A 24,807-nucleotide genomic window follows, 5' to 3' on the forward strand; every position below is an offset into this window, starting at 1 on the left:
ATTTGTTGCTCATATAATCACTCCTAAAGCTATATATTAATTTTATTATACATAAAAATACCCTATATAATAGACTTTTTTTAAAGTGTCTACTATATAGGGTACATTTTAAAATTTGAGAAGACTTTAATTTTACAATAAAATAATTAACCTCTTATACCATTACTAAATATTTTAGGGATCATAGTATAGATATTTAACAGATGATTGAAAGCTTCAGGCTTAATTTCACTATTTCCAGTGTTGCCCTCATTACCCTCATTACCTTCATCTCCAGTATCATCACCAGGATCAGATGGTTCTACAGGAGGTGTAGTTGTATCACCAGGATTTGTATTTTCACCTGGTTTATTAGGGTTAGGTATTTTATCTTTATCCTTGTCTTTTTCTTTTTCTTCAACTTTATATTCTGTAGGATCTTTAGTCACTGGAGCTAGATATTTATTATCTAGCATGTTACCAGAATATAATCTAGTATCACGAGTTATAAATACTACCTTTTGTATTTTATCTTTAGGTGTTTTATCAGAAGGTAAGTAGTATTTACCATCAGCAGCCTTTACAACGTCAAGTTCCACATGGATATTATCCAGAGTAGTTGGTTGAGTACCACTTATAAAGATTTCAGAGTAAATTCTATTTCCCCTAGGATCCCTCTTAGTAAGCGCCGTTGGAAGGGTTCCAGAATCTTTAGAAATATAAGCACTAGTTAATCCACCAGGAGCCTGAAGAGATTTATATTCAAGTCCCTCATGAGCTGCTGCCATAATCTTACCCCATAGACCAGCTGGAACGCTACTACTAGTAAAAGGTAATTCCTTACTATTATCATAACCCATCCATACAGCGCCTGAGTAGTAAGGAGTTAATCCACTGAAATAAAGGTTTTTGGTAGATTCAGAGGTACCAGTTTTACCCCTAACTTCCATATTCCCAAATCTTGCTTGTGGACCTGTATTGTTCACAGAACCTTCAAGCATATCATAAACAATATAAGCTGTTTGTGGAGAAATTACTTGCTTAGATTCAAGTTTTGGTTCAAGTAGAACTTTACCATCCTTATCAGTAACCTTAGTGTATATTCTTGAAGTAGTCATATTTCCTTGATTTCCAAAGGTACCAAAGGCTTGAGCCATTTCATAAGGTGTAGTTCCATCTATTTCACCTAGAGATAAAGCAGAAATACTAGTTCTATCTCTATCAGTTATACTTAACCCAAATTTTTCTCCATAGGATGCTGACGTATTTAGACCTATTCTGTCAACTACAGATACAGCAACAGTATTTTTAGAAAGAGCAAGAGCATCACGGATAGTAATATATCCGTCAAATGCACCATTCCAGTTTTGTGGATTATAAGGACCGTTACCACCAGGATATTTAGAACCAATAGAAGTTGGTAATGGACCATCTACAAACACTGATCCGGCAGTTAAAGTTTTACCTTCAATAGCTGGAGCATATACAGTAAGTGGCTTTATACTAGAACCTGGTGAACGTAGGAAGGTTTGACCATCCTTTCCAACAGAGATAGCTCTATTATAAGACATAGCTGGTTGATCACCAATACCACCAATTATAACTTTAACTTCACCCTTAAGATAATCTGTTATTACAGCAGAGGTTTGAACTCCATCTGCCCTAGAGCCTTGAGTCTCTTTAAGATAATTGTTCATAATTTTTTGTACTGAATCCTGAAGTTTTCTATCCATGGTTGTATATATTCTTAAACCACCAAAGGTGATTTTTTCATAGGCTTCAGCTTCAGTATATCCATAGGTTTTCATTAAATCTTTTGCAACTTGTTTTATTACAGGTCTTGAAAACCATTCATAAACCATTTTGTCACCCTCTAAAGTTGAGAAATTTAGCATAAGAGGTTCTGCTAAAGCAGTATCATATTCCTCTTGAGTTATTTTTCCAAGCTCTAGCATTTTAGCAAGAACCAATTTAGTTCTTGGTGAGTCAAAGGCTTCTTTCTTTTCAAAGGCTTCATAGGCATTCATATAAGATATAGTTGGATTCTGAGCAGCACTTGCTAAAAATGCACATTGCTTAAGGGTTAAACCATCTGCTACAGATTTTCCAAAATACATGGTTGAAGCAGCTTCAATTCCGTGAGCGTTACCGCCTAAAAAGATAGTATTCATGTATTCGTTAAGAATTTGTTCCTTAGATAGAAGCTTTTCTAACTTACGTGCCAAATAAATCTCTTGAACTTTTCTTTCTATATTAGCCCTATTATTTATAGAATCTTCAAGGAAAAACTTATACTTAACCAACTGTTGAGTAATAGTTGATGCACCTTGGATTTCATCATTAGATAAACCAAGAATTATTTTAGCATCTTGGATTACAGCTCCTCCAAGTCTTCTTATGTCAACTCCTTTATGTTCTAAAAATCGTTGATCTTCAATACTTACAAAGGCGTCCTGTAGATATTTAGGTACTGTAGATATATCTACAGATATTCTCTTTTCAGGAGTCTTATACTCATCCATTTCTTTTCCTTTATTGTCATATAGAAGTGTAGTTTCTCCATTCGATAAAAATATATCAAGATCAAGCTCTGGAGCTGTTTTAATCATGCCAGATATAATACCAAAACCAGCAGCTGCACAAGTTATGATTAAAAGTAGTAAGACTATATATATTACTTTAAAGACTTTACGACTTTTCTTCTTGGGCTTTTTTTGCTTAGGTTTAATTTTTTTATTTTCTCCCATATTCTCCTCCTTTTATGATGAACATATCTTCGATACTATATTATAACTTATATGCTAGTATAAATACAATATAGTATTCTTCAATGAAGTTCTTATACATATACATATATTATGTATAGAATAATTTTATGTAACATATTATACATATATTAACATTATACCACATTTATAAAGGAGTAATACTATGAAATCATCGTTGAAGTTAAAATTTACCATAATAATTTTTTTAATTATGACCTTTTTAATAACTTTTATATATACTTTAGATAAAATTATAATGCCAACGGTTAAATTAGTGGCAGATGCACAGATGAGAGCAGAGGTCACTAATACAATAAATAAAACAATTTTCCAGGAATACTCTAAGAATTTTAATTATAATGATATAATAAAATTTGATAAGGATAATGATGGAAACATCATAATGATGTCAGCAGATACTTTAAAACTAAGTGAAATTGCTACATTGACTGTATTAAAAGCACAAGATGAATTAGAGGAAAAATCTAAAGTAGACATAAAGATACCAATGGGATATGTGACTAAAAATAATATTTTAGCTAGATTTGGTCCAGATGTAAAAATAAGAATGAGGCCTATAGGGCATATTACTACTAGATATATATCCGAATTTGAAGATGCAGGAATAAATCAAACTAGGCATAAAATTTATATAGAAACCACCACTAGAGTAAAGATGATTATGGCAGTATCTTCTAGTGAGTTAGAAATAGTTAATGAAATACCTATAGTTGAAACCATTATAGTTGGAAGGGTACCAAGTACTGCAATACAAATGGATCTTAACGGTAATTAGAAAGTGTGATGCTAATCACTGAATAAATTCTTTTTATAGTGTACTATTTATGTAAATAAATATAGATATATAAAAATATATAATTAATTTAAATAGTAGGAATTTCCTATAGAATAAATAATTAAAGAACAGGAGATGAGTAGTATGGATCAATGTATAAAATTTTATAATGCCTTAGCTAAATATTATGATGATATTTTTCCAGCACCATTAGGTAAAAAGAAGTTTGCTTTAAAGAATATAGAAAAGGGTGGATTTGTTTTAGATATTGGATGTAGTACTGGAGAAACTACAGAATATATTTCTTCACAAGGATATAGGGCTTTAGGCATAGACTTAGACCAAGAAATGATAAGAATAGCTAAGGATAGGTATAAGGAAAGTGATACTTTGAAGTTTGAAGTTATGGATATGAAAACTATAGCTAAGTCCTTTGGAGAAGAGTTTAATGGTATTGTATGTATAGGGAATGTACTTCCTCACCTAGGAGGAAAAAGTCAAATAAAAGAATTTTTAAAAGGATGCTATGAAGTATTAAAAAAGGATTCACCATTATGTATTCAAACTATTAATTTTGATAAGGTGAAGAGAGAGCATATTAAAGAATTGCCTCTTATTGATGGTCCTAAAGTTAAATTTGAAAGGTTTTATAGTATTAAACCAGATAGTGATATTGTAAAGTTTACGGGAAGAATAACTGATAAAGAAAATAATGAGATTTTAGAAAATACAGTAGATCTATTTATGTTAGAAAATGAAGAGTTATTTGAAATGTTAAAGGAAATTGGATTTGAAAAATCCTGGAGCTACGATGATTTTAATAGAAGTACATATACAGGAAATGCTCTTCCTTTAATAGTAGAGGCTATTAAGTAGAAAATTATAGTAATGTAAATATATAATTTAATAAATAAAAAAACATACTAGAAGTTAATAAGTTAATATTAGCTTTTAGTATGTTTTCATGTTTTTTCTTCTATTAATATATATTAAGTATTTAAAACATTTGTAAGATTATTATTTAGATTCCCAGTTAAATATGTAAGGAATATTTCTGTATAAGTCACCATAATTTAAGCCATATCCAACTACAAATAAATCAGGAATCTCAAAACAACAATAGTCTGGAGATATTTCTACAGTTCTTCTTTCTGGTTTGTCTAAAAGAGTACAGCATTTTACACTTTTAGCACCCAACTTTTTAACGTGTTCAACCACAAAGTTCATAGTAATACCACTATCTACAATGTCATCTACTACAAGTACATCCATACCTTCAATATTATCAGGTACATCTTGAACTATTTTACAAGTACCACTAGTTTCTTCACCATGACCATAGCTTGATGTAGTCATAAAACCTATAGTTGTAGGTACAGTAATTTCTCTAACTAAGTCAGCAGCAAATATGAAGCTTCCTCTAAGTAGAGATAATACGTAAACAGATTTTCCATCATAGTCTTTAGAAATTTTTGCTCCAATTTTAACTACAGCCTCATTGATTTCTTCTCTAGAAAAGAGAACATTTCTTTGTTTATCTTCCATGTAATCACACCTCAATTTATATTTACATTAATGTTTTCATAGTATAAAATTAAGGTGAAATTGTCAATAGTATAAAATGTATAAGAATGCAGTGTTTGTTTAATGTAGAAAAATTATTAATAAAGAAAAAATAAAATTTGGAGATGATTATATGATAAATGGAAATACTGATGGAGTTAAAAACTTCATCTTGAAAAAGTTAGATACTATATATGATATGAGATTTCAAAAATCAGACATATTAACTGAAGAGTTAGCAGAACTTCTAAGAGAGGTTACCCTTGAAATTGAAAGAGAGGTTAGCGTTGCTATAGATAGAAAAGGAAGTGTTGTTAGTGTTGCCATCGGAGACAGCTCAACAGTTGAAGTTCCTATGATTGACACTAGAGAGGGGAGATTATCTCAAGTGAGAGTAATCCATACCCATCCCAATGGAAATCCTAAACTATCTGCATTAGATTTATCTGCACTTCTAAAATTAAAACTAGATTGTATAGTTGCCATTGGTGTATCAGAGGATAAACCTCTAATTTATAATATGGGTTTCTGTGATGTGAAGGATAACATGCTCATAGAAGAAGAAGTTGAAAATTTAACTATCAATAAAGTTTTAAGCTACAAGTTTTTAGATAAGGTTAGATATATTGAAGATGTTTTTAAAGTAGATAACATAGTGGAAGATAATTCAGAAAGAGCAATATTAGTATCTATAGAAGATGAGGAAAGCCTAGCTGAGTTAAAGGAACTTACTAAAGCCTGTGATGTAGAGCCAGTTTTTGAAATACTTCAAAAACGTAATAAAATTGATTCAGCTTATTTTATAGGTAGTGGTAAGGTTGAAGAAATAGCATATTTAAGACAGTCACTAAGAGCCAATGTAGTAATATTTGATGAGGAATTATCGGGATCTCAAGTAAGAAATCTAGAGCAAGCCATAGGAACAAAGGTAATTGATAGAACTACTCTTATCTTAGAGATATTTGCAAGGAGAGCCAGAAGTAAGGAATCTAAAATTCAGGTAGAGTTATCCCAGTTAAAATACAGATTAAGCAGGCTTAGTGGATTAGGAACTATGCTTTCAAGAACAGGAGGAGGTATAGGAACAAAGGGACCAGGAGAGAAAAAGCTAGAGACAGACAAAAGAAAGATCAGAGATACTATCTATGATTTAAATAAAGAATTAGAAAAGATAAAAAGTATAAGAGCAACCCAAAGAGAAAGAAGAAGTAAGGATAATATTTCTAAGATATCATTAGTGGGATATACTAATGCAGGAAAATCTACCCTTAGAAATGCTCTTTGTGAATACTCACCAGTTAAGTCAGCTACGGTAAAAGAAAAAGTTTTTGAAGCTGATATGTTATTTGCAACCTTAGATATTACAACCAGGGCTATGGCTCTTCCAGACAATAGAGTTGCCACAGTGACAGACACTGTAGGGTTTATAAGAAAATTACCTCACGATTTAGTAGAAGCTTTTAAATCAACTTTAGAGGAGGTAGTTTATTCAGACTTATTACTTCACGTAGTAGATGCATCTAGTAATGCAGCAGAAAAGCAAATAACAGTGGTAGAGGAAGTACTTAAGGAGTTAGGTGCAGGAGATAAGCCAACTTTATTGGTGCTCAACAAAATTGATAATTCTAATGATGATATTTTAAATTCTTTAAAGGAAACATTTAATAACTACTCTATTTTAGAAGTTTCAGCTAAACATAAAATCAATTTTGAAGAGTTGCTAAATAGATGTACAGAAATACTTCCTTATAAATTAAAAACCTTTAAGGTATTAATACCATATAGCGATTCTTCATCAGTTGCATATCTACATAGAAATGCTTTGGTAGAAAGTGAAGAGTACGGTGAAGAAGGTACTATTCTTGTAGTTCAAGGTGATGATGAGGTCTACAATAAAAGTTCTAAATATATTATAGAGTAGTAACTAAAGTATCATTATATTGTTAGGATAGAAATTAGAGCATTATTTGAAGGGGAGAGTAGGGAGAAAATTTGAGTACAGGATTAGTTAAATATGATTGGAATTTCATTGAAAATTATAGTGATGAAGAAATCAGCTATTTTCTAAGCTTAGAAGGAAAATCTATAGAAGCCATATGTAAAATTAGAAATTTAGATAGAGCCACAGTTCAAAAACATCTCATAAATTGCAAAATAAAATACAGGTTTTTAGTTAAAAGTGAATCGTCATCAGATCTATTTAAATCCCTAATCTTAGCAGCTAAGGAAGAAAGAATTTTGGTTTTGAATAGTTTAGATAGAGTTAATAAAGAAAAGTTAATTCATTTTTTAGTTAAAAACTATATGGAGCTAGGACTTAAGGACAAAGAAGCCGCCATATGGATCATGGGTGAACTTAGAAGTAATGTCACTGTAGACATACTTATAAAGGCAACGGTTAATAATCATGTAAATATTAGAAGAATGGCAATTTCAGCTCTTGGAAAAATAGGTAATTCAAGAGCTGAGAGAGCCCTTATTAGAGCTTTGGAGGATAAAAATCCTCAAGTAATAAGTTATGCAGTTAAGTCCTTACAGAAGATAAGCAGTGGAGAAGCCGATGATAAAATTCGAGCTTTATTTAATAGTACTGATAAAGAGTATATTAAAAAGGCTTGTGAGAATTATATTAACCAAAGAGAAAATGAAGAATTAAATTTTCAAGATATAAGTGACGGAGATAAAAATAATGATTAATATTTTATTATCTATATTATGCAGTTCTTTAATAGCTATTGTATTTAAGTTTAGTGAAGGCAGAGAAAGTAATAGATATATGGTAACTAGCATAAATTATCTATCAGGAATGATGGCAAGTATAATAATGATGGGAAGTTTAAATATTTTCCACATAAATTGGTTTTCTATGTTTATGCAGGAATTTAATCAGGTACTTATAAGTGGACAACTTTTCTCCAAAGAAGGAACAGGAGCTTTAGCAATAATTCTAGGGATAATAACAGGTATTTTATATTTTTTAAGTTTTATTCTATATCAAAAATCTGTAGGAAAGAATGGAGTATCTGTATCTGCAACTTTTATGAAGCTAGGAGTATTAATACCTACAATTTTATCTGTTATACTATTAGGAGAGACCATAGAATTATTACCTATATTAGGAATAATCTTGTCTATCATAGCTATAATAGTTATAAATCTAAATAACAAAGAAGAACAAAAGGTTAAAGATACTATGAAAGTAGATTTAATACTTCTTTTTATACTAGCTGGTGGAGGAGATTTTGTAACAAAGCTATTCCAAAACTTTGGTATGGTACAATATAAAAATTTATATTTATTTTATACTTTCCTAACAGGATTTACTATAAGCTTAATTATGTTAATTATTAAAAATAGAAAAGTAAAGTTAATAGATATGTGTTTTGGTGTCATGGTAGGTATTCCTAATGTATTAATGCCAAGCTTTTTAATAAAGGGATTAGAAGAAGTAAGAGCAGTTATAGCCTTTCCTATGGTAAGTGCAGGAACTATTTTAATCACAAACTTTTGTGGAGTTATATTCTTTAAAGAAAAGTTAGGGAAGAGGGAGATTACTGCTATAGTGCTTACCATAATAGCCATAATACTTATGAGCTAACAGTCTTCGAGAAATCTTCATTATGGTTTAGAGTACAGGAATCTATTTTAAATATTATAGAGGGGGCTTAAATATGAGTTATTTTACAGTGAAAGGGAGTGCTACTTCAGAATTTCAAGAAAAGAAATCTACATTTATAGGATACATAAAGAGAGTAAATACTGAAGAAGAAGCAAAGAACTTTGTAAATGAAATAAAGAGTATGCATAAAGAAGCAACTCACAATGTTTATGCTTATATAGTGGGAGAAAATAAAGGCATACAAAGATACAGTGATGACGGTGAACCCCAAGGAACAGCAGGTATTCCAGTTTTAGAAGTCATAAAGAAAAATGATTTAACCGATGTAGCGGTGGTAGTTACTCGTTACTTTGGTGGTATTCTTTTAGGGGGAGGTGGGCTAATAAGAGCTTACTCTAAAGGAGCCTCTTCAGCCATTGAAGAAGCAGGTGTTGTAGAAAAAGTAAAGGGCTTAAAATTAAGATTTACTTTAGAATATGATTTAATAGGTAAAATACAATACCTATGTGGTACAAATAATTGGCATATTGAAGATACCATATATACAGATAAAGTGGAGTTATCACTGTTCACAGAGGTAGAAAATAAGGAAACAATAATTGCAGATTTTGTAGAGGCTACTAGTGGAAAAGTAACTATATGTGAAGAGGATGAAGAGTATTTATTTAAAGAAGGATACAGATATTATAGAGCTATTGAAGGATAGCTCTTGAAATTTGAAATTATTAGACATATTATGTTATAATAGGTACATTGATTTTAAAGTTAATAATTATATATATAGTACAGGAGGAAGTTAATATGTCAGGACATTCAAAGTGGCATAATATCCAAGCTAAAAAGGGTAAAGCAGATGCTAAGAGAGGTAAAATATTTACTAAAATAGGTAAGGAAATAGTTGTTGCAGCTAAAAACGGTGGCTCTAATCCAGAGACAAATGCTAAGCTTAGAGACGTTATAGCAAAAGCAAAAGCAGCTAATATGCCTAATGATACAATTACTAGAGCAATTAAAAAAGCCGCAGGAGAGTTAAGTGCAGTAAACTATGAAACTATAATCTATGAAGGATACGGACCAGAAGGAATAGCAGTTATAGTTGAGTGTCTTACTGAGAATAAAAATAGAACAGCAGGAAATGTAAGATACGCCTTCTCTAAACAAGGTGGAAATATGGGAACCGTTGGATGTGTAGGCTTCATGTTCCAAAGTAAAGGTGAAATCATCATAGAAAAAACTGATGAACTAGATGAAGATGAGTTAATGATGATGGCTTTAGATGCAGGTGCTGAGGACTTTGTAGCTGAAGATGAAGTACTTGTAGTAACTACAACTCCAGAAGACTTTGGTACTGTGAGAGAAGCTTTAGAATCTAATGGAATAGAATTCTTAGAAGCAGATGTTAAAATGATTCCAGACACATACACTGAAATTAATGAAGAAGTTGCGACTAAATTCCAAAAGATGTTAGATGTTTTAGAAGATGATGATGATGTACAAAACGTATACCATAATGCTGAATTCCCAGAAGGATGGGAAGGTTAGTAGTGAGTAACCGTTGGTATTACTAACTTTGAAATTTATTCATTAATTACTAATAAATAATATGATTATGACATACAATGATTATGAATGATATGTGTTTAAAATTGCAAGTTGCTTTCTATAAATAGGATAGTAAGTAACTTGCAACCATATAATTTAACTTTAATGTTGCATTATTAATAACAATATACCCTTAATGATACTCTTATTGAATTTCATGTTGCGTTTCATCCATCTTAGGCTTTATTAGTTGTATTATTATTGATTCTAGCATAAACTATAACAAAATATCATAAATGATAATTGAACTAGTTGTCTTTTACATAAAATAACTTCTTATTTTATTAAGTAATCTTAAGGAGGATGTATAGAATGGGATTAATAGTGACTCTAGTGAAAGAAGTAAAACCTTATGATAAGAATAGTATGGAATCATTGTTAATTAAATTTGATTCTATTACTAATAGTTTACCGAGGAAGCTAAGATATGACTGTGCTAAAAATAATTTATTCAATTAAGGAATATCTTTAATTTACCTGAGGGAACATTAGTAAATTACATCAAGAAATCCTTATATTAGATTATTATAGTCTAAATAAGACTCATATTTAATGAAGTTGAAATGGATAATGAATTTTCAGAATTATCAGATAATTTATAACTGTAAAATAGAATACTTTTATATTAATTTATAGGCTTTAGGCATATAAATAATAAACCCAAAATGTGTTCTCTTAGCAAAAAGTCATTACAGTCTTACTAATAAATAAATATATCAAGTAAGGAGTGTGAAATAAATGATGGAGAATGAAATTCTAAAGGTGGCTTTGTCCCAAGGTATTTGGGCTGTACTAAGTATATTTTTATTATTCTATATACTAAAAGCTCAAGAAAAAAGAGATGTGAAGCAAGAAGAAAGAGAAAAAAATTATCAAGATGTAATATCACACCTTACCGATAAATTAAGGATAGTAGATGAAGTGAAAAAAGATGTGGAAGATCTAAAGAAGGATGTAGGGGATCTAAAAAATTATATGAGAAAAAGTTAATAAGTCAAAAATATAATTAAAGCATTAATTCTTATATAAAATCATAACACTCCTAAATGAAAATCCTTGAAACCCGCATGGACAGAACAACTAGTTAACTATTTAACTAGTTAACTAGCAAAAAAGTCATATATTTATATATTTAAAAATTTCCCTATATAATTATTTATATAGGGAAATTTTTAAATAATAGGTCTAGTAAATTAGCAATTTCTATAGAGACTTCTCTGCTAATCTTTATTAATAAGTTATTTCATCCTTCTCAGAATGATCTTTGCTATTAGCGTAGGAGCCTATTTTAACTCCATCTATTATTCCTACATCTGCACCATCCTTAGGATACATTTTTCTTAGTTCAGCTTGACTTCTTTTTTGATCCTTAAGACGACTTTTATTATTATCAACCATAAAAACACCTCCTTAAATTATATAAAGGATAACTACACAATTATTTTGTCCTTAAAGTAAGAAATTATTAAGGAAAGTAAAGGATTAGCTTCCTTAGAAAGAGACATTACCATTTTATTAGAGGTATATATTGAATGATTGGACACATAATAATATTGACAATAAAATTATATGGGAGGTATTAAAAATGGCTAAAAATCATAAAAAGCATGAACATACTCCAAGTAACCCTAAGACTGGAAATGTAAAAGATCATATATCTTCAAAGGCAGGAATTAAATCTCCTAAGGAAAAAGAATAATTTAATATGTTTGTTTATGCCATAGAGTGATTCAAATAAGTAAAGGACTATCTCTTTGTTGAGATAATCCTTTATTTAAATAGGAATATAAAAATTTAACTATAAGACTGTTTATCTGTGGATGCATTCATTAGATAAATAAGTTAAGTCCAGCATCTTCTGTGGAAGCTAAATACGTTGCAACTCCACCAACCTCAACTTCAGGAATTAATTCCTCATGTTTAATACCCATTAAATCCATAGACATAGCACAAGCAATGATTTTAACTCCCATTTTAAGAGCATTAGCAATTAAAGTATCAAGGTCATCTACATTATTTTTAGCCATAATGTTTTTAATCATAGCAGGGCCCATACCAGCCATATTCATTTTAGATAATGGAAGCTTTCCTGTGCTACTTGGAAGCATCATATCAAACATTTTTTCCATAGTATCCTTTTTAACAGAAGGCTTATCTTTTCTTTTTAAGATATTAAGTCCCCAGAAAGTAAAGAACATGGTAACTGGTTTTCCCATGGATGCTGCACCAGTAGCTATGATGAAGGAAGCTATAGCTTTATCAAGGTCACCACTAAAGACTACAAGGGTTGCACCATCTTTTTTAGAAATATCACAACTAATAGGTGATGGGCTACTTGTTAAATCTTGAGAGGTGCCTTTTTTGATTAATGCTACAAAGGCTTTTTCTTTTTTATCAAATTCACCTTTTACAAGAGTATTTCCTGTTTTACTACACCAACTATTGATGTCCTTTTGGAAACCTGGATCAGAAGCTTTAACTTCTAAGATATCTCCACCCTTCATTTTGCCCATTTCCTCAAAAACTCTTCTAATAGGACCTGGGCATTGAAGTCCACAAGCATCAAGACTTACAGTAACTTTACTAGAATCTTCTATATTAGGAGAAGCACTAGTTTCACAAGTGCAGTCTTCAGTATTATTATTTAAGTTAGATTGAGTATCTTTATCATTTAAAGAAGATTTAACGGTAGCATAAGTTTTATAACCACCATCTAAGTTCACACAATTAAATCCATATTGAGAAAGTATTCTACAGCCAATATATCCACGAAGACCTACTTGACAATAAACATATATTGTTTTATCCTTTGGTATCTTATTTAAGTTATTTCTAAGAGTACCTAGAGGAATATTTATAGCGTTTTCTATATGACCAACTTCAAACTCCATCTCTTCTCTTACATCTAGAATAAATTCATTGTTAGCTATTAAATTATCAACTTCATCCCATTGAACTATAGAAACCAAATTATCCATTATATTAGTTCCTATATATCCAGCCATATTAACAGGGTCTTTTGCAGAAGAATATGGTGGAGCATAGCATAATTCAAGTTCTGGTAAGTCCATTATTTTTAGATTTCCTTTTATAGCAGTAGCTATAACATCAATACGCTTTTCTACCCCATCTAAACCTACACCCTGTGCTCCTAATAGTTTTCCGTCCTTTGGATTAAATAAAACTTTAAGAGAGATAGGGAAGGCACCAGGATAGTAACCAGCATGGGAATTTGGATGTAAATGGATTGCTTTATACTCTAAGTTAAGTCTTTTTAAAGTTTTTTCATTATTGCCTGTAGTTGCAACAGTTAGTGAAAATACCTTTGCTACAGAAGAACCTAAAGTACCATTATATTCAGCTTTTTTACCACAGATATTATCAGCTACAACATGCCCTTGTCTATTAGCTGGCCATGCAAGTGGAATCATAGTTGGATTACCATTTATATAATCAATTACTTCTACAGCATCACCAAGAGCGTAGATGTTTTCATCAGAAGTTTTCATTTCTTTATTTACAACAATTGCTTTTCTATTATTAACTTCTAGACCAGCATCTATGGCAATCTTACTTTCAGGAGAAACTCCTATTGATAAAACAATCATGTCTGTTACAATTTCTTTACCACTATTTAAAATTACTTTTTTACCACGGTTTTCAAAGGATTTAACTCCATCTTTAAGAATTAAATTAACTCCATTTTGAAGTAGATGTTCGTGAACTATTGCTGCCATTTCGTAATCTAGAGGAGCCATTACTTGATCTGCCATCTCTACAAGAGTTACAGAAACTCCTCTTTCATTAAGGTTTTCAGCCATTTCAAGACCTATAAAGCCACCACCAACAATTACAGCTTCCTTTGGAGAGTTATTATCAACAAAGGCTTTAATCTTATCTGTATCTGGTATATTTCTAAGAGTAAATAAATTGGTTGCTTCTTTAAGGCCAGGAATAGGTGGAGTTATTGGACTAGCACCCGGTGATAAAACTAATACATCATAACTTTCTTCATAAACTTGAGAAGAACTATGATTTTTTACAGTAACTTTTTTAGCATCCTTATCAATTTTAATAACTTCACTAAGGTTTCTTATGTCAATGTTAAATCTAGAACTCATGCCTTCTACTGTTTGCACTAGAAGATTATCTCTTTCCTTTATAGTTTCGCCTATATAATAAGGAAGTCCACAATTGGCAAAAGAAATATATTCCCCTTTTTCAAACATAATTATTTCTAAAGATTCATCTAGTCTTTTTAAACGTGCAGCAGTAGAAGCGCCACCAGCAACTCCACCAACGATAATAACTTTTTTACTCATAATAAAATCTCCTTTCAATATTAAACAATATAAATAGTATAAACAATATAACCTTTACAATACTTAGGAACATTTAAATCTTAATATTTATATATCATAATAATACGATTTAAAATATTTATAAAAAAGAAGTCTAAAGAATTTTGACTTCTTAATAGTTAAAATAATACTTCTATTAACTTTTTTATATTCTCATCACTAACACTATATATAATTTCAAGACCGTTACGTTGCCAGTCTATAATGCCAAAAGCTTTTAGCTTTCCAATGTGTTGCGATATAGTTGATTGAGGCATATCTAAGCAATTTTGCATATTGGTAACATTGCTTCCACCAGTTTCAATGAGACCTTTAACAATGCAGAGTCTTACTGGGTGGGCTAATGCCTTTAAAATATTTGCTTTTTCTTCAAAAAGTTTTGGGTTAGTTAAAAATGTGTCATTCTCAGTCATGTTTTATACACCTCCATATCACTATATTCATATAATACGATATAGTTCCAAATGTGTCAATGAAAAGTAAAAAAATTTATATATTTTAAAAGAATAACTTATTTTAATTTTAGATATTGTATTGTAATATAAAAAGTTAAACTCAACTAAACTTCAGTGAGAATAAACCTCTCTATGAAGTTTAGTTGAATTACACATTACAAGAAGAATAGGGCTGCTATGGTAGTAACAATTAAACCTAAAACTACTGGTTTAAAGTTGCGCTTTGCAAGCTCAAAAGGTGATACCTTACATATAGCAGAAACGGGGATAATTGCCCAAGGTATTAATGTGCCTCCACCTACCCAAATAGCACCTAATTGTCCAAGAGCGGTTAAAGTAGCCACATTTCCACCAGTGGCTGTTCCAAATAAATTTGCAGTGGAACCAGCTAGAGCTATACCTGAAAATCCAGAACCATCTAGTCCAGTGATTGCACCTACAGTAGTTACACCGAAAGCACTTAAAAAATTGTTTAGTGGAACTGCCTTAGAAAGGGCATAGCCCAAGTCGTTTACTATACCTAAGGAGCCAGTAGGTAAATAGTTACCTATAATAGATGTAAATCCATCACCACCTACATAGAAAAAGGCAGCAATTGGAACTACTATTCCAAAAACTTTAAAGCCAAATTGGAGGCCTTCTACCAGATGTCTAGTAATTTTATCAAGAGAAGCCTTTTTATAAGCTTTTACAGATATCAATATGAGTATAATTAAGGTTGTACCACCGATTAGTGCTGTAGCATCTCCACCTTTTAAGTTTAAAGAAACCATTAAAAATACATCAATAGCAAAGAGAAGAGGAATTAATATTGCAAAAAAGGATTTCCATCCTTTGCTTAAAAGAGTTTCATCTGTAGACTCAACCTCTTCTGAATATTCAGTGTAGGTGAGATTTTCAAGGGTTCCATTTTTCATATCTTTCTTTAACATGATAAAGGCTGTAACAGTAGTCACAATTCCCATAATAATTATAAGAGGAACACTAGCTTTAACTACTTCAGATACAGGAATACCAGCAGCATCCGCAGTTAACTTTGGAGCAGCTTGAATTACAAAGTCTGTAGACAATGCAATACCATGACCGAAAAGATTCATAGCTATAGCAGCACCTATGGCAGGGAGACCAGATTTGATAGCCACAGGAACTAATACAGCTCCAACTAATGCAACGGCTGGAGATGGCCAAAAGAAATAAGAAATAATCATCATTATTATACCTATACCCCAAAAGGCTATAAAATCATTTTTCATAAACTTACTAAAGGGTTCTATCATAACTTTACTTATGCCAGTATAGGATAATGCTTTACTTAATCCAGCAATTATAGATATTATAAGTATTGTTGGCAGTAATTCCGTAATTGAGTAGATAAAACTATTAAAAATACTAATTAGAGATGCAGGAATAGATTTAGTGCTAATTAATGCAATTAATACTACTCCAACAATGCAAATAAGGGAACAGTCTAATTTTTTTATCATTGCTATTAAAATTAATATAATAAAAATTAAATATATATAGTGTATTGCGGTTAATTCAATCATTTGTAGCCTCCTACTAACTTATCCTAATTTAATAATAGAATATGCTGACAGGAGAAATTAGTGTTAAAAAAGCAAGATGGAAATTTTAAAAATTCAGATTTTCATTAGTTAGTTCTATGGACTAAAAATATAAGAGGTTTTATATTATGAATAAAACTGTTTAAATAGTTTTAAATAATATATAATAATAGTATGATATTTTGGAACAAATTGAAGAATTGAGGAGAAATAATATGAATAATTTTAAATTTAAACATAAGGATGAAGAGTTTATTTTATCAGAAGATAACCTTTCTTATATTGAAGCTGAGGAAGTACAAGATTTTACCATAGGAAAAGTATTAGAAATTTTAGAAGAAGGTAAAGAAAAAGTAGAATTTGACTATGAATATTATGCTGATAACTGTGAAGCATGTGGAAATAGTGAAGCTATAGATAAAAAACATTATAGATATTTAGAGTATCATTTTTATATTTTTACTAAAGAAGGAAAATATATAATTAGTAATATAAGTAATGAGTTTGAAACCACTACTTATTCCCAATTAGAGAGAATGAAAAAAATTGATGAAAGTTATATAGTATCTATTATCATCTGTGAAAGTTGTAAGAATTTTGCAATAGAAGTTGAACAGTGTGATATGTAAATAAATAACTGTGATATATAATTAAATAATTGTGACATGAAATTAAATAACTGTGACATGAATTTAAATATCTGTGGCATGAATTTAAATAATTGTGTATATTTTTAGGTTAATTCCATATACTCTTTAATGGAAGAAGAGTGGAGATGTATAATTTATAAATTTTTGTAAGCAATAGTGTATAAACATATCAAAGCTGGATACAATTCCTAGTAGGAGGGATTGTATGATTGAAAGATATAAAAAAAATAAAGGATTATATATTTTTATAGCCTCTGTAGGAATAATAGTTTTTTTACTTAGCTATACTGTGAGTATAGCCTTCTTAAGAAGTTCAAAAGATGGAGGAGCTGGAATTTTAGGCGAAGCATCTCAAGCAAGCTTTTTAAATATGAATGATGTATTAATTTCAGATAAAAGTAATATAGAGTTCATGTTAAACTATAAAAACTCTTTAGGTAAGGTAAAGATTAATGATAAATTAGATAAAACTATAAATGTAGAAAAAGATAATTTGATTGGTCTTAATCAGGAGCAGGCTGAAAAGATATTTTCTAGTTTTGGATACAAGGTAGAAAAATTCACAAAAGAAGATATTATATTTGTAAAGGACATAGAAGGATATTCCTACAAAGAAGATTCTTATTTTATAGGAATAAAGGATGAAAATATTGTTATTTATAATAAGGATTCTAATGGAACAATAAAAGTAGTAGAAGAGAAGATATTGAATCCTAAAGATGATAATGGACAGTCGTATTTAAAAATTAACGACATAGAGAACAGAGGTAATCTTTTGAGGACATTCTACGAAGGACATAAAGATTATCAGTTTTCCAATATACAAGAGGCTATGGAATATGCTCAGGCTCTTTGTAGCACATAGTATCAGAAAAGGAGTGTTTCGAAAGGAATTTTGAAGCACTCTTTTTTCATGAGAAATTGTAGAAATGGTATAAATTTAATTTGAAATAAGTTTAAAATAGTTTTTATTGAATTGTTACATTGTAGATGGTAAAGTATAATATAGTTACGATTGTAAGGTAATATAATTAATTAGTGAAGTTTAATATCAATACATATAGGTATATAATAGATTATAGGTCTAAATTTGCAGATGATGACTATATAGTAATGAAGAATTAACAAATGGTTAAATAAAAAAGATAGGTGACAAAGCATGTATGAATATATAAAAGGAATTTTTAAGTCTATAGAAAAGGAATATATAGTTATAGAATGTGGTAATATTGGATATAAAATTTTCACATCAGGTAGTACAATTTCTAATATGCCAGCTATCGATCAACAAATAAAGATTTATACTCATCAAATTGTAAGAGAAGATTTCATTGGACTTTATGGTTTTTTAACTAAAGATGAAATATCCATGTTTAATCTTCTTATTTCCATTAATGGTGTAGGACCTAAGGCGGCACTATCACTTATGTCTATTGCCAATGTTTCTACATTAAAGTATGCTATAATTACCGATGATGATAAATTAATAACTAAGGCACCGGGCATTGGTAAGAAAACTGCTCAAAGGATCATATTAGAACTTAAGGATAAGATAACCGTAGGAGGCGCCATGCCAAAGGGAACTACTATTAGTGATATTGACATTGATAATGAAAAACTATCAGAAGCAGTGGGGGCACTTATAGCTCTTGGATACTCGGATAAAGAGGCAGAAAAAGCAATAGAAAAAGCTGATAGGAGTAAGAGTGTTGAAGATATTATAAAAGAATGTTTGAAAATTTTAATGGGATAATAACCTTATTAAGGGTTTTTAGTTAAGGAGGGGGATTATGGAAGATAGAGTTATTACATCTAATATTATTGAGGAAGATATAGAAGTAGAATATTCCTTAAGACCTCAGCGACTTAAGGAATATATAGGACAAGAAAAAGTTAAAAATAAGTTAGATATATTTTTAAAAGCTGCAAAGATGAGAAAAGAACCCTTAGACCATTTATTATTATATGGACCACCAGGCCTTGGTAAAACTACATTAGCTAACATAGTAGCAAAAGAAATGGGTGGAAATTTAAAAATTACATCTGGGCCAGCTATAGAGAGAGCAGGAGATTTAGCAGCATTGTTAACTAATCTAAATACTAACGATGTATTATTCATAGATGAAATTCATAGATTGAATAGGTCTGTAGAAGAAATTTTATATCCAGCCATGGAAGATTTCGCTTTAGATATTGTTATTGGTAAGGGGGCATCAGCAAAATCTATAAGACTAGATTTACCTAAATTTACCCTCATAGGAGCAACTACAAGGGTAGGACTTTTAACTGCACCTTTAAGAGATAGATTTGGAGTACTCTGTTCAATGGAATATTATAATGATGACGAGCTTAAAGAAATTATTTTAAGGTCTTCTGAAATATTAGGAGTTGAAATTGATAAGGAAGGTGCCTTTAGTCTGGGAATGAGATCTAGAGGAACACCAAGGATAGCTAATAGGTTACTAAAAAGAGTTAGAGATTACTCTATGGTTAAAGGTATAAATGTAATTGATAGTAACATGGTGGAGCAAGCAGCTGAACTTTTAGAAGTGGATAGAGAAGGCTTTGATAGATTAGATAATAAGATATTAGAAGCCATAGTGGATAACTTTAATGGGGGACCCGTTGGAGTTGAGACACTAGCTTATTTTATAGGTGAAGAAGTCAGTACCATTGAGGATGTATATGAACCATACCTGATACAAAAGGGGTTTATTGTAAGAACTCCAAGAGGTAGAATGGCGGCAAAGAAAGCCTATGAACATTTAGGAAGGATTATTCCAGATCATATATTATAGAAATAAACATATAGATAGAATAGGGAAGTGTATAGACTTTGAAAGTAAAGGATTTTTATTTTGATTTACCAAAGGAATTAATAGCCCAGCATCCTTTAAAAAAAAGAGATGAATCAAGGCTTATGGTTCTAAATAAAAAAAGTGGTGAAGTAGAACATAAAGTGTTTAAAGATATTATAGAGTATTTAAATCCAGGAGATTGTCTTGTATTAAATGATACAAGAGTTATGCCGGCTAGACTTTATGGAGCTAAGGAAGGCTCCGGTGGTAAAATGGAGTTTTTGCTTTTAAATAGGCATGAAGATGATATATGGGAAACCTTAGTTAAGCCTGGCAAAAGAGGAAAAGTTGGAGCTAAATTTGTATTTGGAAATGGAGAACTAAAAGCCGAGGTAGTAGAAGTTTTAGACAATGGAAATAGAAAAGTAAAGTTTTACTATGATGGTATATTTGAAGAAGTATTAGATAGACTTGGTGAAATGCCATTGCCACCATATATAGAAGAAAAACTGGAAGATAGAGAAAGATATCAAACGGTTTACTCAAAGGAAGTAGGTTCTGCAGCAGCTCCTACAGCTGGACTACACTTTACAGATGAGCTACTACAAGCTATCAAAAAAAAGGGGATTAATATAGCTTTTGTAACTTTACATGTGGGACTTGGAACCTTTAGACCGGTAAAAGCTGAAGATATTCAAGATCATGAAATGCATTCTGAGTATTATATTTTAGATAAGGAAAATGCTGAAATAATAAATAATGCTAAAAGAAGTGGGAAAAGAGTTATAGCTGTGGGAACCACATCAAATAGAACCCTTGAAAGTATAGCTAATGAAGAAGGTCAAGTTAAAGAACAATCAGGATATACTAGTATATTCATATATCCAGGGTATAAATTTAAAATAGTAGATGCCATAATAACTAATTTTCATTTGCCAGAATCTACTTTAATAATGCTTATAAGTGCTTTTTCAACTAGGGAAATAGTGATGAATGCTTATAAAATTGCAGTAGAAAACAAATATAGATTCTTTAGTTTTGGTGATGCTATGTTTATCCATGAATAGGAAGGACGATGAATAGGTGTATAAATTACTTAAAAAGAGTGGAAAAGTTAGACGTGGGGAATTTGTTACTCCTCATGGTACAATACAGACCCCTGTGTTCATGAATGTTGGAACTTTGGCTGCAATAAAAGGAGCAGTATCATCCATGGATTTAAAAGAAATCGGGTGTCAGGTAGAATTGTCAAATACATATCATCTTCATTTAAGACCAGGAGATGAAGTAGTTAAAAAAATGGGAGGACTTCATGAATTTATGAATTGGGATAGACCTATTCTTACAGATTCAGGTGGTTTTCAAGTATTCTCATTAGCAAGCATGAGAAAAATTAAAGAAGAGGGTGTATACTTTAGCTCTCATATTGATGGAAGAAAAATATTTATGGGACCTGAAGAAAGCATGCAAATTCAAAGTAACCTAGCTTCAACTATTGCTATGGCCTTTGATGAGTGTATTCCAAATCCATCCTCAAGAGAATATGTAGAAAAATCTGTAGCAAGAACTACTAGATGGCTTGAAAGATGTAAAGTAGAGATGGATAGATTAAATGCAGATCCTAATACTATAAATAAAAAGCAAATGCTATTTGGTATAAATCAAGGTGGAGTTTACGAGGACATTAGAATAGAACATGCTAAGACCATTAGAAAACTAGACCTAGATGGATATGCAATTGGAGGATTGGCTGTTGGTGAAAGTCATGAGGATATGTATAGAATTATTGATGCTGTGGTTCCATATCTTCCAGAGGATAAACCAATTTATCTTATGGGAGTTGGGACTCCAGAAAATATATTAGAGGCAGTTTCAAGAGGTGTAGATTTCTTTGATTGTGTATTACCAGCTAGAAATGGAAGGCATGGACATGTGTTTACTAAGTATGGTAAAATAAACATCATGAATGCTAAATATGAATTAGATAAAAAACCTATAGATGAAGGATGCGACTGTCCGACTTGTAGGCATTATACAAGAGGATACATAAGGCACTTATTTAAAGCCAAGGAAATGTTGGCAATGAGACTTTGTGTGCTTCATAACTTGTATTTCTATAATAAATTAATGGAAGATATAAGAAATGCAATTGATGGGGATTACTTTGAAGAATTTAAAAATCAAAGACTTTCAGAGTGGGGAAAAAAATAATTAGGTATCTATTTTTTAAATATATACATAACTAGTGAAAGGAGAGATATTATGCAAAACTTAATGGCGTTTCTTCCAATGGTACTTGTACTTGTGTTGTTTTACTTCATGATTTTCATGCCAGAAAAGAAAAGAAAGAAACAATACAATGATATGTTGAATTCTTTAGCTATAAATGATGAGATTATGACTAAAGGTGGAATCATGGGAAGAATAATAAATATTCAAGAAGAATATATTATTTTGGAAAGTGGTCCAGATAGAGCGAGAATAAAAATGAGCAAACTAGGTATTGCTTCAGTTACAAAATCAGCTAATGAACCAGAAGAAATAAAGGCATAATCATCATAAAACCCCTTATATAAACATATTTATTAATATAAGGGGGTTTTGGGTATGTATAAAAAGTTTAATTATTCCGCTATAGGAGTAGGGGTGCTAAGAGCATCAATTTTAACAGTAATTTGCGTTTTAGTATATTCATTGGTTACTTCATATTTCCCATTTAGTGACGCAGTCACATCAGTATTTTTAGTTATAGCTACATTGGCTAGTGTGGTATATGGAGCTATATATGCTACATTAAAAATGGGAAGTAAAGGTTGGCTTGTGGGGTTGCTAGTAGCAGTATTTTATATGTTAATACTTTATATAGTATCCTTATGCTTTGGAAATGACTTGGCATTAGGAGGAAAAGACGTAGTTAGATTAATTTTAGCATTAGCAGCAGGATCATTGTCAGGAATGCTAGGAGTGAATCTATAGATATTATCAATTTTAGGAGGAATAAAAATGAAACATATAAAAACTATCAACAAATCTAACATTAAAGAAAGTTTAAAAAAACCAGGTTGTAAAGAGTGTGCTAACTCATGTCAATCAGCTTGCAAAACTTCTTGTACAGTAGCTAATTTAGAGTGTGAAAACTAATCATTTTAAAGGCAGTAACAAAAAGTTACTGCTTTGTGTTTAGTTAGGAGGAAAAACAATGGAATTAATTCACAAATTTAGACAAGGCAATGATTTTTATGTTATAGATGTAAATTCAGGTGCAGTTCATGAAGTAGATGAGCTTGTATATGACATGTTAGACTCAGATAAACTTAAAACTAAAGACGAGTTAAAAGAAATATATAAGGATAGATACTCAAGTGAAGAAATTGATGAGGTATATGAGGAATTAGAATCTTTAGTTCATGAAGAAATGCTTTATTCTAAAGATTTATATGAAAATATAGCAATGATGAGTGGACAAGCAGAGGTAGCTATTAAAGCCCTTTGTCTTAATATAATTCATGATTGTAATTTGAAGTGCAAATATTGTTTTGCAGATGAAGGAGAATATAAGGGTTGTAGAAAAACCATGAGCGCACAAACCGGTAAAGACGCTATAGATTTTGTTATAAAAAACTCAGGGAAAAGAAAAAATATAGAAATTGACTTATTTGGTGGAGAGCCACTTATGGCCTTTGATATCATAAAGGAAATAGTAGATTACGGTAGAGAACAAGAAAAACTTCACAATAAAAACATTAGATTTACTATGACTACTAACTCTACTCTTTTAAATGATGAAATAATGGACTACCTTGATAAAAACATGGGAAATATAATTTTAAGTATAGATGGAAGAAAAGAAGTCAATGATAAAGTAAGAATAAGATTTGATGGAACTGGTACCTATGAATCCATATTACCTAAAATAAAGAAAATGGTAGATATAAGAGATAAGTCTAAGACTTATTATGTAAGAGGTACTTTTACAAGAGAAAATACAGATTTCTTTGAAGATGTAAAGCATATGGTGGAGCTAGGCTTTGATGAAGTATCTATTGAACCAGTAGTACTTCCTGATGACCATGAACTTTCATTAAGAGAAGAGGACCTTCCTACAATTTTTGAACAATATGATAGATTATATGAATATATGGTTGAAAAATATGAAGCAGGAAAATCCTTTAAATTCTATCACTTCAATATAGATTTACAAGGAGGTCCATGCATCTATAAGAGAATTTCAGGATGTGGAGCTGGACATGAGTATGTAGCAGTTACTCCTGATGGAGAAATATATCCTTGTCATCAATTTGTAGGGAATAAAGACTTTCTTATGGGAGATATATATGAAGGGGTTAAGGACTTTTCTATAGTTCAAAATCTTAAGGATGCTCATATATATAATAAACCTACATGTAAAAACTGCTGGGCAAGATTCTACTGTAGTGGAGGATGTCAAGCTAACAACTTTAACTTTAATGGTGATGTTCACGTGCCATATGAATTAGGTTGTAAAATGCAAAAGAAGAGAATAGAGTGTGCTATTGCTTTAAAAGCGAAAACAATGAATAGATAATTGTGTTTTAAAGGATAGAATTAAAAATTCTATCCTTATTTTGATAAAAATGAGGAATATACAGAAAATTAAATTATATATACTTGA

The 24,807-nt window shown here is 30.7% G+C and carries 25 protein-coding genes; 19 read left to right on the forward strand and 6 right to left on the reverse strand.

Annotation, left to right across the window (positions count from 1 at the left end; translation table 11 throughout):
- Positions 1-146: 146 nt before the first annotated feature.
- The gene (locus ACTNBA_RS00005; RefSeq protein ID WP_441071551.1) at positions 147-2,726 is read right to left on the reverse strand and encodes a transglycosylase domain-containing protein; all 2,580 of its coding nucleotides are present in this window, start codon (positions 2,724-2,726) and stop codon (positions 147-149) included.
- 184 nt (positions 2,727-2,910) lie between these two features.
- Between ACTNBA_RS00005 and yunB the strand changes: the two genes are divergently transcribed.
- A complete protein-coding gene (gene yunB / locus ACTNBA_RS00010) occupies positions 2,911-3,543 on the forward strand; it encodes a sporulation protein YunB (protein WP_441071553.1) in 633 nt (210 codons plus the stop codon).
- A 144-nt stretch (positions 3,544-3,687) separates the two neighbouring features.
- Positions 3,688-4,419, forward strand: coding sequence for a class I SAM-dependent methyltransferase (locus ACTNBA_RS00015; protein ID WP_035134424.1), 732 nt, complete (start codon positions 3,688-3,690; stop codon positions 4,417-4,419).
- Between the two features lie 141 nt (positions 4,420-4,560).
- Here the strand turns inward: ACTNBA_RS00015 and hpt are convergent, their stop codons facing one another.
- Positions 4,561-5,088, reverse strand: coding sequence for a hypoxanthine phosphoribosyltransferase (gene hpt, locus ACTNBA_RS00020; RefSeq protein WP_346877785.1), 528 nt, complete (start codon positions 5,086-5,088; stop codon positions 4,561-4,563).
- Positions 5,089-5,239: 151 nt separating this feature from the next.
- On the opposite strand from hpt, the gene hflX reads away from it, so the two are divergent.
- The 7 genes from hflX to ACTNBA_RS00055 all read left to right on the forward strand — a co-directional run bounded on the left by hflX (position 5,240) and on the right by ACTNBA_RS00055 (position 11,317).
- Positions 5,240-7,027 carry a GTPase HflX gene (hflX, locus tag ACTNBA_RS00025; RefSeq protein ID WP_441071556.1) on the forward strand — a complete coding sequence of 596 codons (1,788 nt, stop codon included), beginning with the start codon at positions 5,240-5,242 and terminating at the stop codon, positions 7,025-7,027.
- A gap of 71 nt (positions 7,028-7,098) precedes the next feature.
- Positions 7,099-7,803, forward strand: a complete 705-nt coding sequence (locus ACTNBA_RS00030) for a HEAT repeat domain-containing protein (protein WP_441071558.1) — start codon at positions 7,099-7,101, stop codon at positions 7,801-7,803.
- Positions 7,796-8,704, forward strand: coding sequence for an EamA family transporter (locus ACTNBA_RS00035; RefSeq protein WP_441071559.1), 909 nt, complete (start codon positions 7,796-7,798; stop codon positions 8,702-8,704). Before ACTNBA_RS00030 ends, ACTNBA_RS00035 begins: the two co-directional genes overlap by 8 nt.
- Before the next feature lie 73 nt (positions 8,705-8,777).
- Entirely contained in the window at positions 8,778-9,431 is a 654-nt protein-coding gene (locus tag ACTNBA_RS00040; protein WP_346848638.1) for a YigZ family protein, read from the forward strand.
- Positions 9,432-9,526: 95 nt separating this feature from the next.
- A complete protein-coding gene (locus tag ACTNBA_RS00045; protein ID WP_441071561.1) occupies positions 9,527-10,267 on the forward strand; it encodes a YebC/PmpR family DNA-binding transcriptional regulator in 741 nt (246 codons plus the stop codon).
- Positions 10,268-10,639: 372 nt separating this feature from the next.
- Complete coding sequence (locus tag ACTNBA_RS00050; protein WP_441071563.1) at positions 10,640-10,786, forward strand: hypothetical protein; 147 nt, start codon at positions 10,640-10,642, stop codon at positions 10,784-10,786.
- Between the two features lie 282 nt (positions 10,787-11,068).
- Positions 11,069-11,317, forward strand: a complete 249-nt coding sequence (locus ACTNBA_RS00055) for a BhlA/UviB family holin-like peptide (protein ID WP_150843415.1) — start codon at positions 11,069-11,071, stop codon at positions 11,315-11,317.
- Between the two features lie 240 nt (positions 11,318-11,557).
- Here the strand turns inward: ACTNBA_RS00055 and ACTNBA_RS00060 are convergent, their stop codons facing one another.
- The 4 genes from ACTNBA_RS00060 to ACTNBA_RS00075 all read right to left on the reverse strand — a co-directional run bounded on the left by ACTNBA_RS00060 (position 11,558) and on the right by ACTNBA_RS00075 (position 16,690).
- On the reverse strand, positions 11,558-11,725 hold the full coding sequence (locus ACTNBA_RS00060) for a hypothetical protein (protein ID WP_198028596.1): 168 nt from the start codon (positions 11,723-11,725) through the stop codon (positions 11,558-11,560).
- 431 nt (positions 11,726-12,156) lie between these two features.
- Entirely contained in the window at positions 12,157-14,649 is a 2,493-nt protein-coding gene (locus ACTNBA_RS00065; protein ID WP_441071565.1) for a CoA-disulfide reductase, read from the reverse strand.
- A 158-nt stretch (positions 14,650-14,807) separates the two neighbouring features.
- The gene (locus tag ACTNBA_RS00070; protein WP_150843918.1) at positions 14,808-15,101 is read right to left on the reverse strand and encodes a metalloregulator ArsR/SmtB family transcription factor; all 294 of its coding nucleotides are present in this window, start codon (positions 15,099-15,101) and stop codon (positions 14,808-14,810) included.
- Between the two features lie 197 nt (positions 15,102-15,298).
- Positions 15,299-16,690: a hypothetical protein gene (locus ACTNBA_RS00075; protein WP_441071568.1), complete on the reverse strand. Its 1,392-nt coding sequence runs from the start codon at positions 16,688-16,690 to the stop codon at positions 15,299-15,301.
- A gap of 233 nt (positions 16,691-16,923) precedes the next feature.
- On the opposite strand from ACTNBA_RS00075, the gene ACTNBA_RS00080 reads away from it, so the two are divergent.
- From ACTNBA_RS00080 to scfB, 10 genes are all read left to right on the forward strand, one after another.
- Complete coding sequence (locus tag ACTNBA_RS00080; RefSeq protein ID WP_035134451.1) at positions 16,924-17,337, forward strand: DUF3785 family protein; 414 nt, start codon at positions 16,924-16,926, stop codon at positions 17,335-17,337.
- Between the two features lie 226 nt (positions 17,338-17,563).
- A complete protein-coding gene (locus ACTNBA_RS00085; RefSeq protein WP_346848649.1) occupies positions 17,564-18,223 on the forward strand; it encodes a hypothetical protein in 660 nt (219 codons plus the stop codon).
- A gap of 294 nt (positions 18,224-18,517) precedes the next feature.
- Positions 18,518-19,111, forward strand: a complete 594-nt coding sequence (ruvA, locus tag ACTNBA_RS00090; protein WP_441071570.1) for a Holliday junction branch migration protein RuvA — start codon at positions 18,518-18,520, stop codon at positions 19,109-19,111.
- Positions 19,112-19,148: 37 nt separating this feature from the next.
- A complete protein-coding gene (ruvB, locus tag ACTNBA_RS00095; protein WP_441071572.1) occupies positions 19,149-20,156 on the forward strand; it encodes a Holliday junction branch migration DNA helicase RuvB in 1,008 nt (335 codons plus the stop codon).
- A gap of 38 nt (positions 20,157-20,194) precedes the next feature.
- Entirely contained in the window at positions 20,195-21,223 is a 1,029-nt protein-coding gene (gene queA / locus ACTNBA_RS00100) for a tRNA preQ1(34) S-adenosylmethionine ribosyltransferase-isomerase QueA (RefSeq protein WP_441071574.1), read from the forward strand.
- 16 nt (positions 21,224-21,239) lie between these two features.
- Positions 21,240-22,367 carry a tRNA guanosine(34) transglycosylase Tgt gene (gene tgt, locus ACTNBA_RS00105; protein WP_441071576.1) on the forward strand — a complete coding sequence of 376 codons (1,128 nt, stop codon included), beginning with the start codon at positions 21,240-21,242 and terminating at the stop codon, positions 22,365-22,367.
- A 51-nt stretch (positions 22,368-22,418) separates the two neighbouring features.
- Positions 22,419-22,709, forward strand: a complete 291-nt coding sequence (gene yajC / locus ACTNBA_RS00110) for a preprotein translocase subunit YajC (RefSeq protein ID WP_346848654.1) — start codon at positions 22,419-22,421, stop codon at positions 22,707-22,709.
- 54 nt (positions 22,710-22,763) lie between these two features.
- Positions 22,764-23,132 (forward strand): TIGR04086 family membrane protein, encoded by a 369-nt coding sequence (locus ACTNBA_RS00115; RefSeq protein WP_035134467.1) that lies wholly within the window; start codon positions 22,764-22,766, stop codon positions 23,130-23,132.
- A 27-nt stretch (positions 23,133-23,159) separates the two neighbouring features.
- Positions 23,160-23,297, forward strand: a complete 138-nt coding sequence (gene scfA, locus ACTNBA_RS00120; protein ID WP_035134469.1) for a six-cysteine ranthipeptide SCIFF — start codon at positions 23,160-23,162, stop codon at positions 23,295-23,297.
- A gap of 58 nt (positions 23,298-23,355) precedes the next feature.
- A complete protein-coding gene (scfB, locus tag ACTNBA_RS00125; RefSeq protein WP_441071580.1) occupies positions 23,356-24,720 on the forward strand; it encodes a thioether cross-link-forming SCIFF peptide maturase in 1,365 nt (454 codons plus the stop codon).
- The last annotated feature ends 87 nt before the right edge of the window (positions 24,721-24,807 follow it).

The organism is Clostridium sulfidigenes, assembly GCF_052067195.1.
Lineage (GTDB): Bacteria > Bacillota > Clostridia > Clostridiales > Clostridiaceae > Clostridium_J > Clostridium_J sulfidigenes.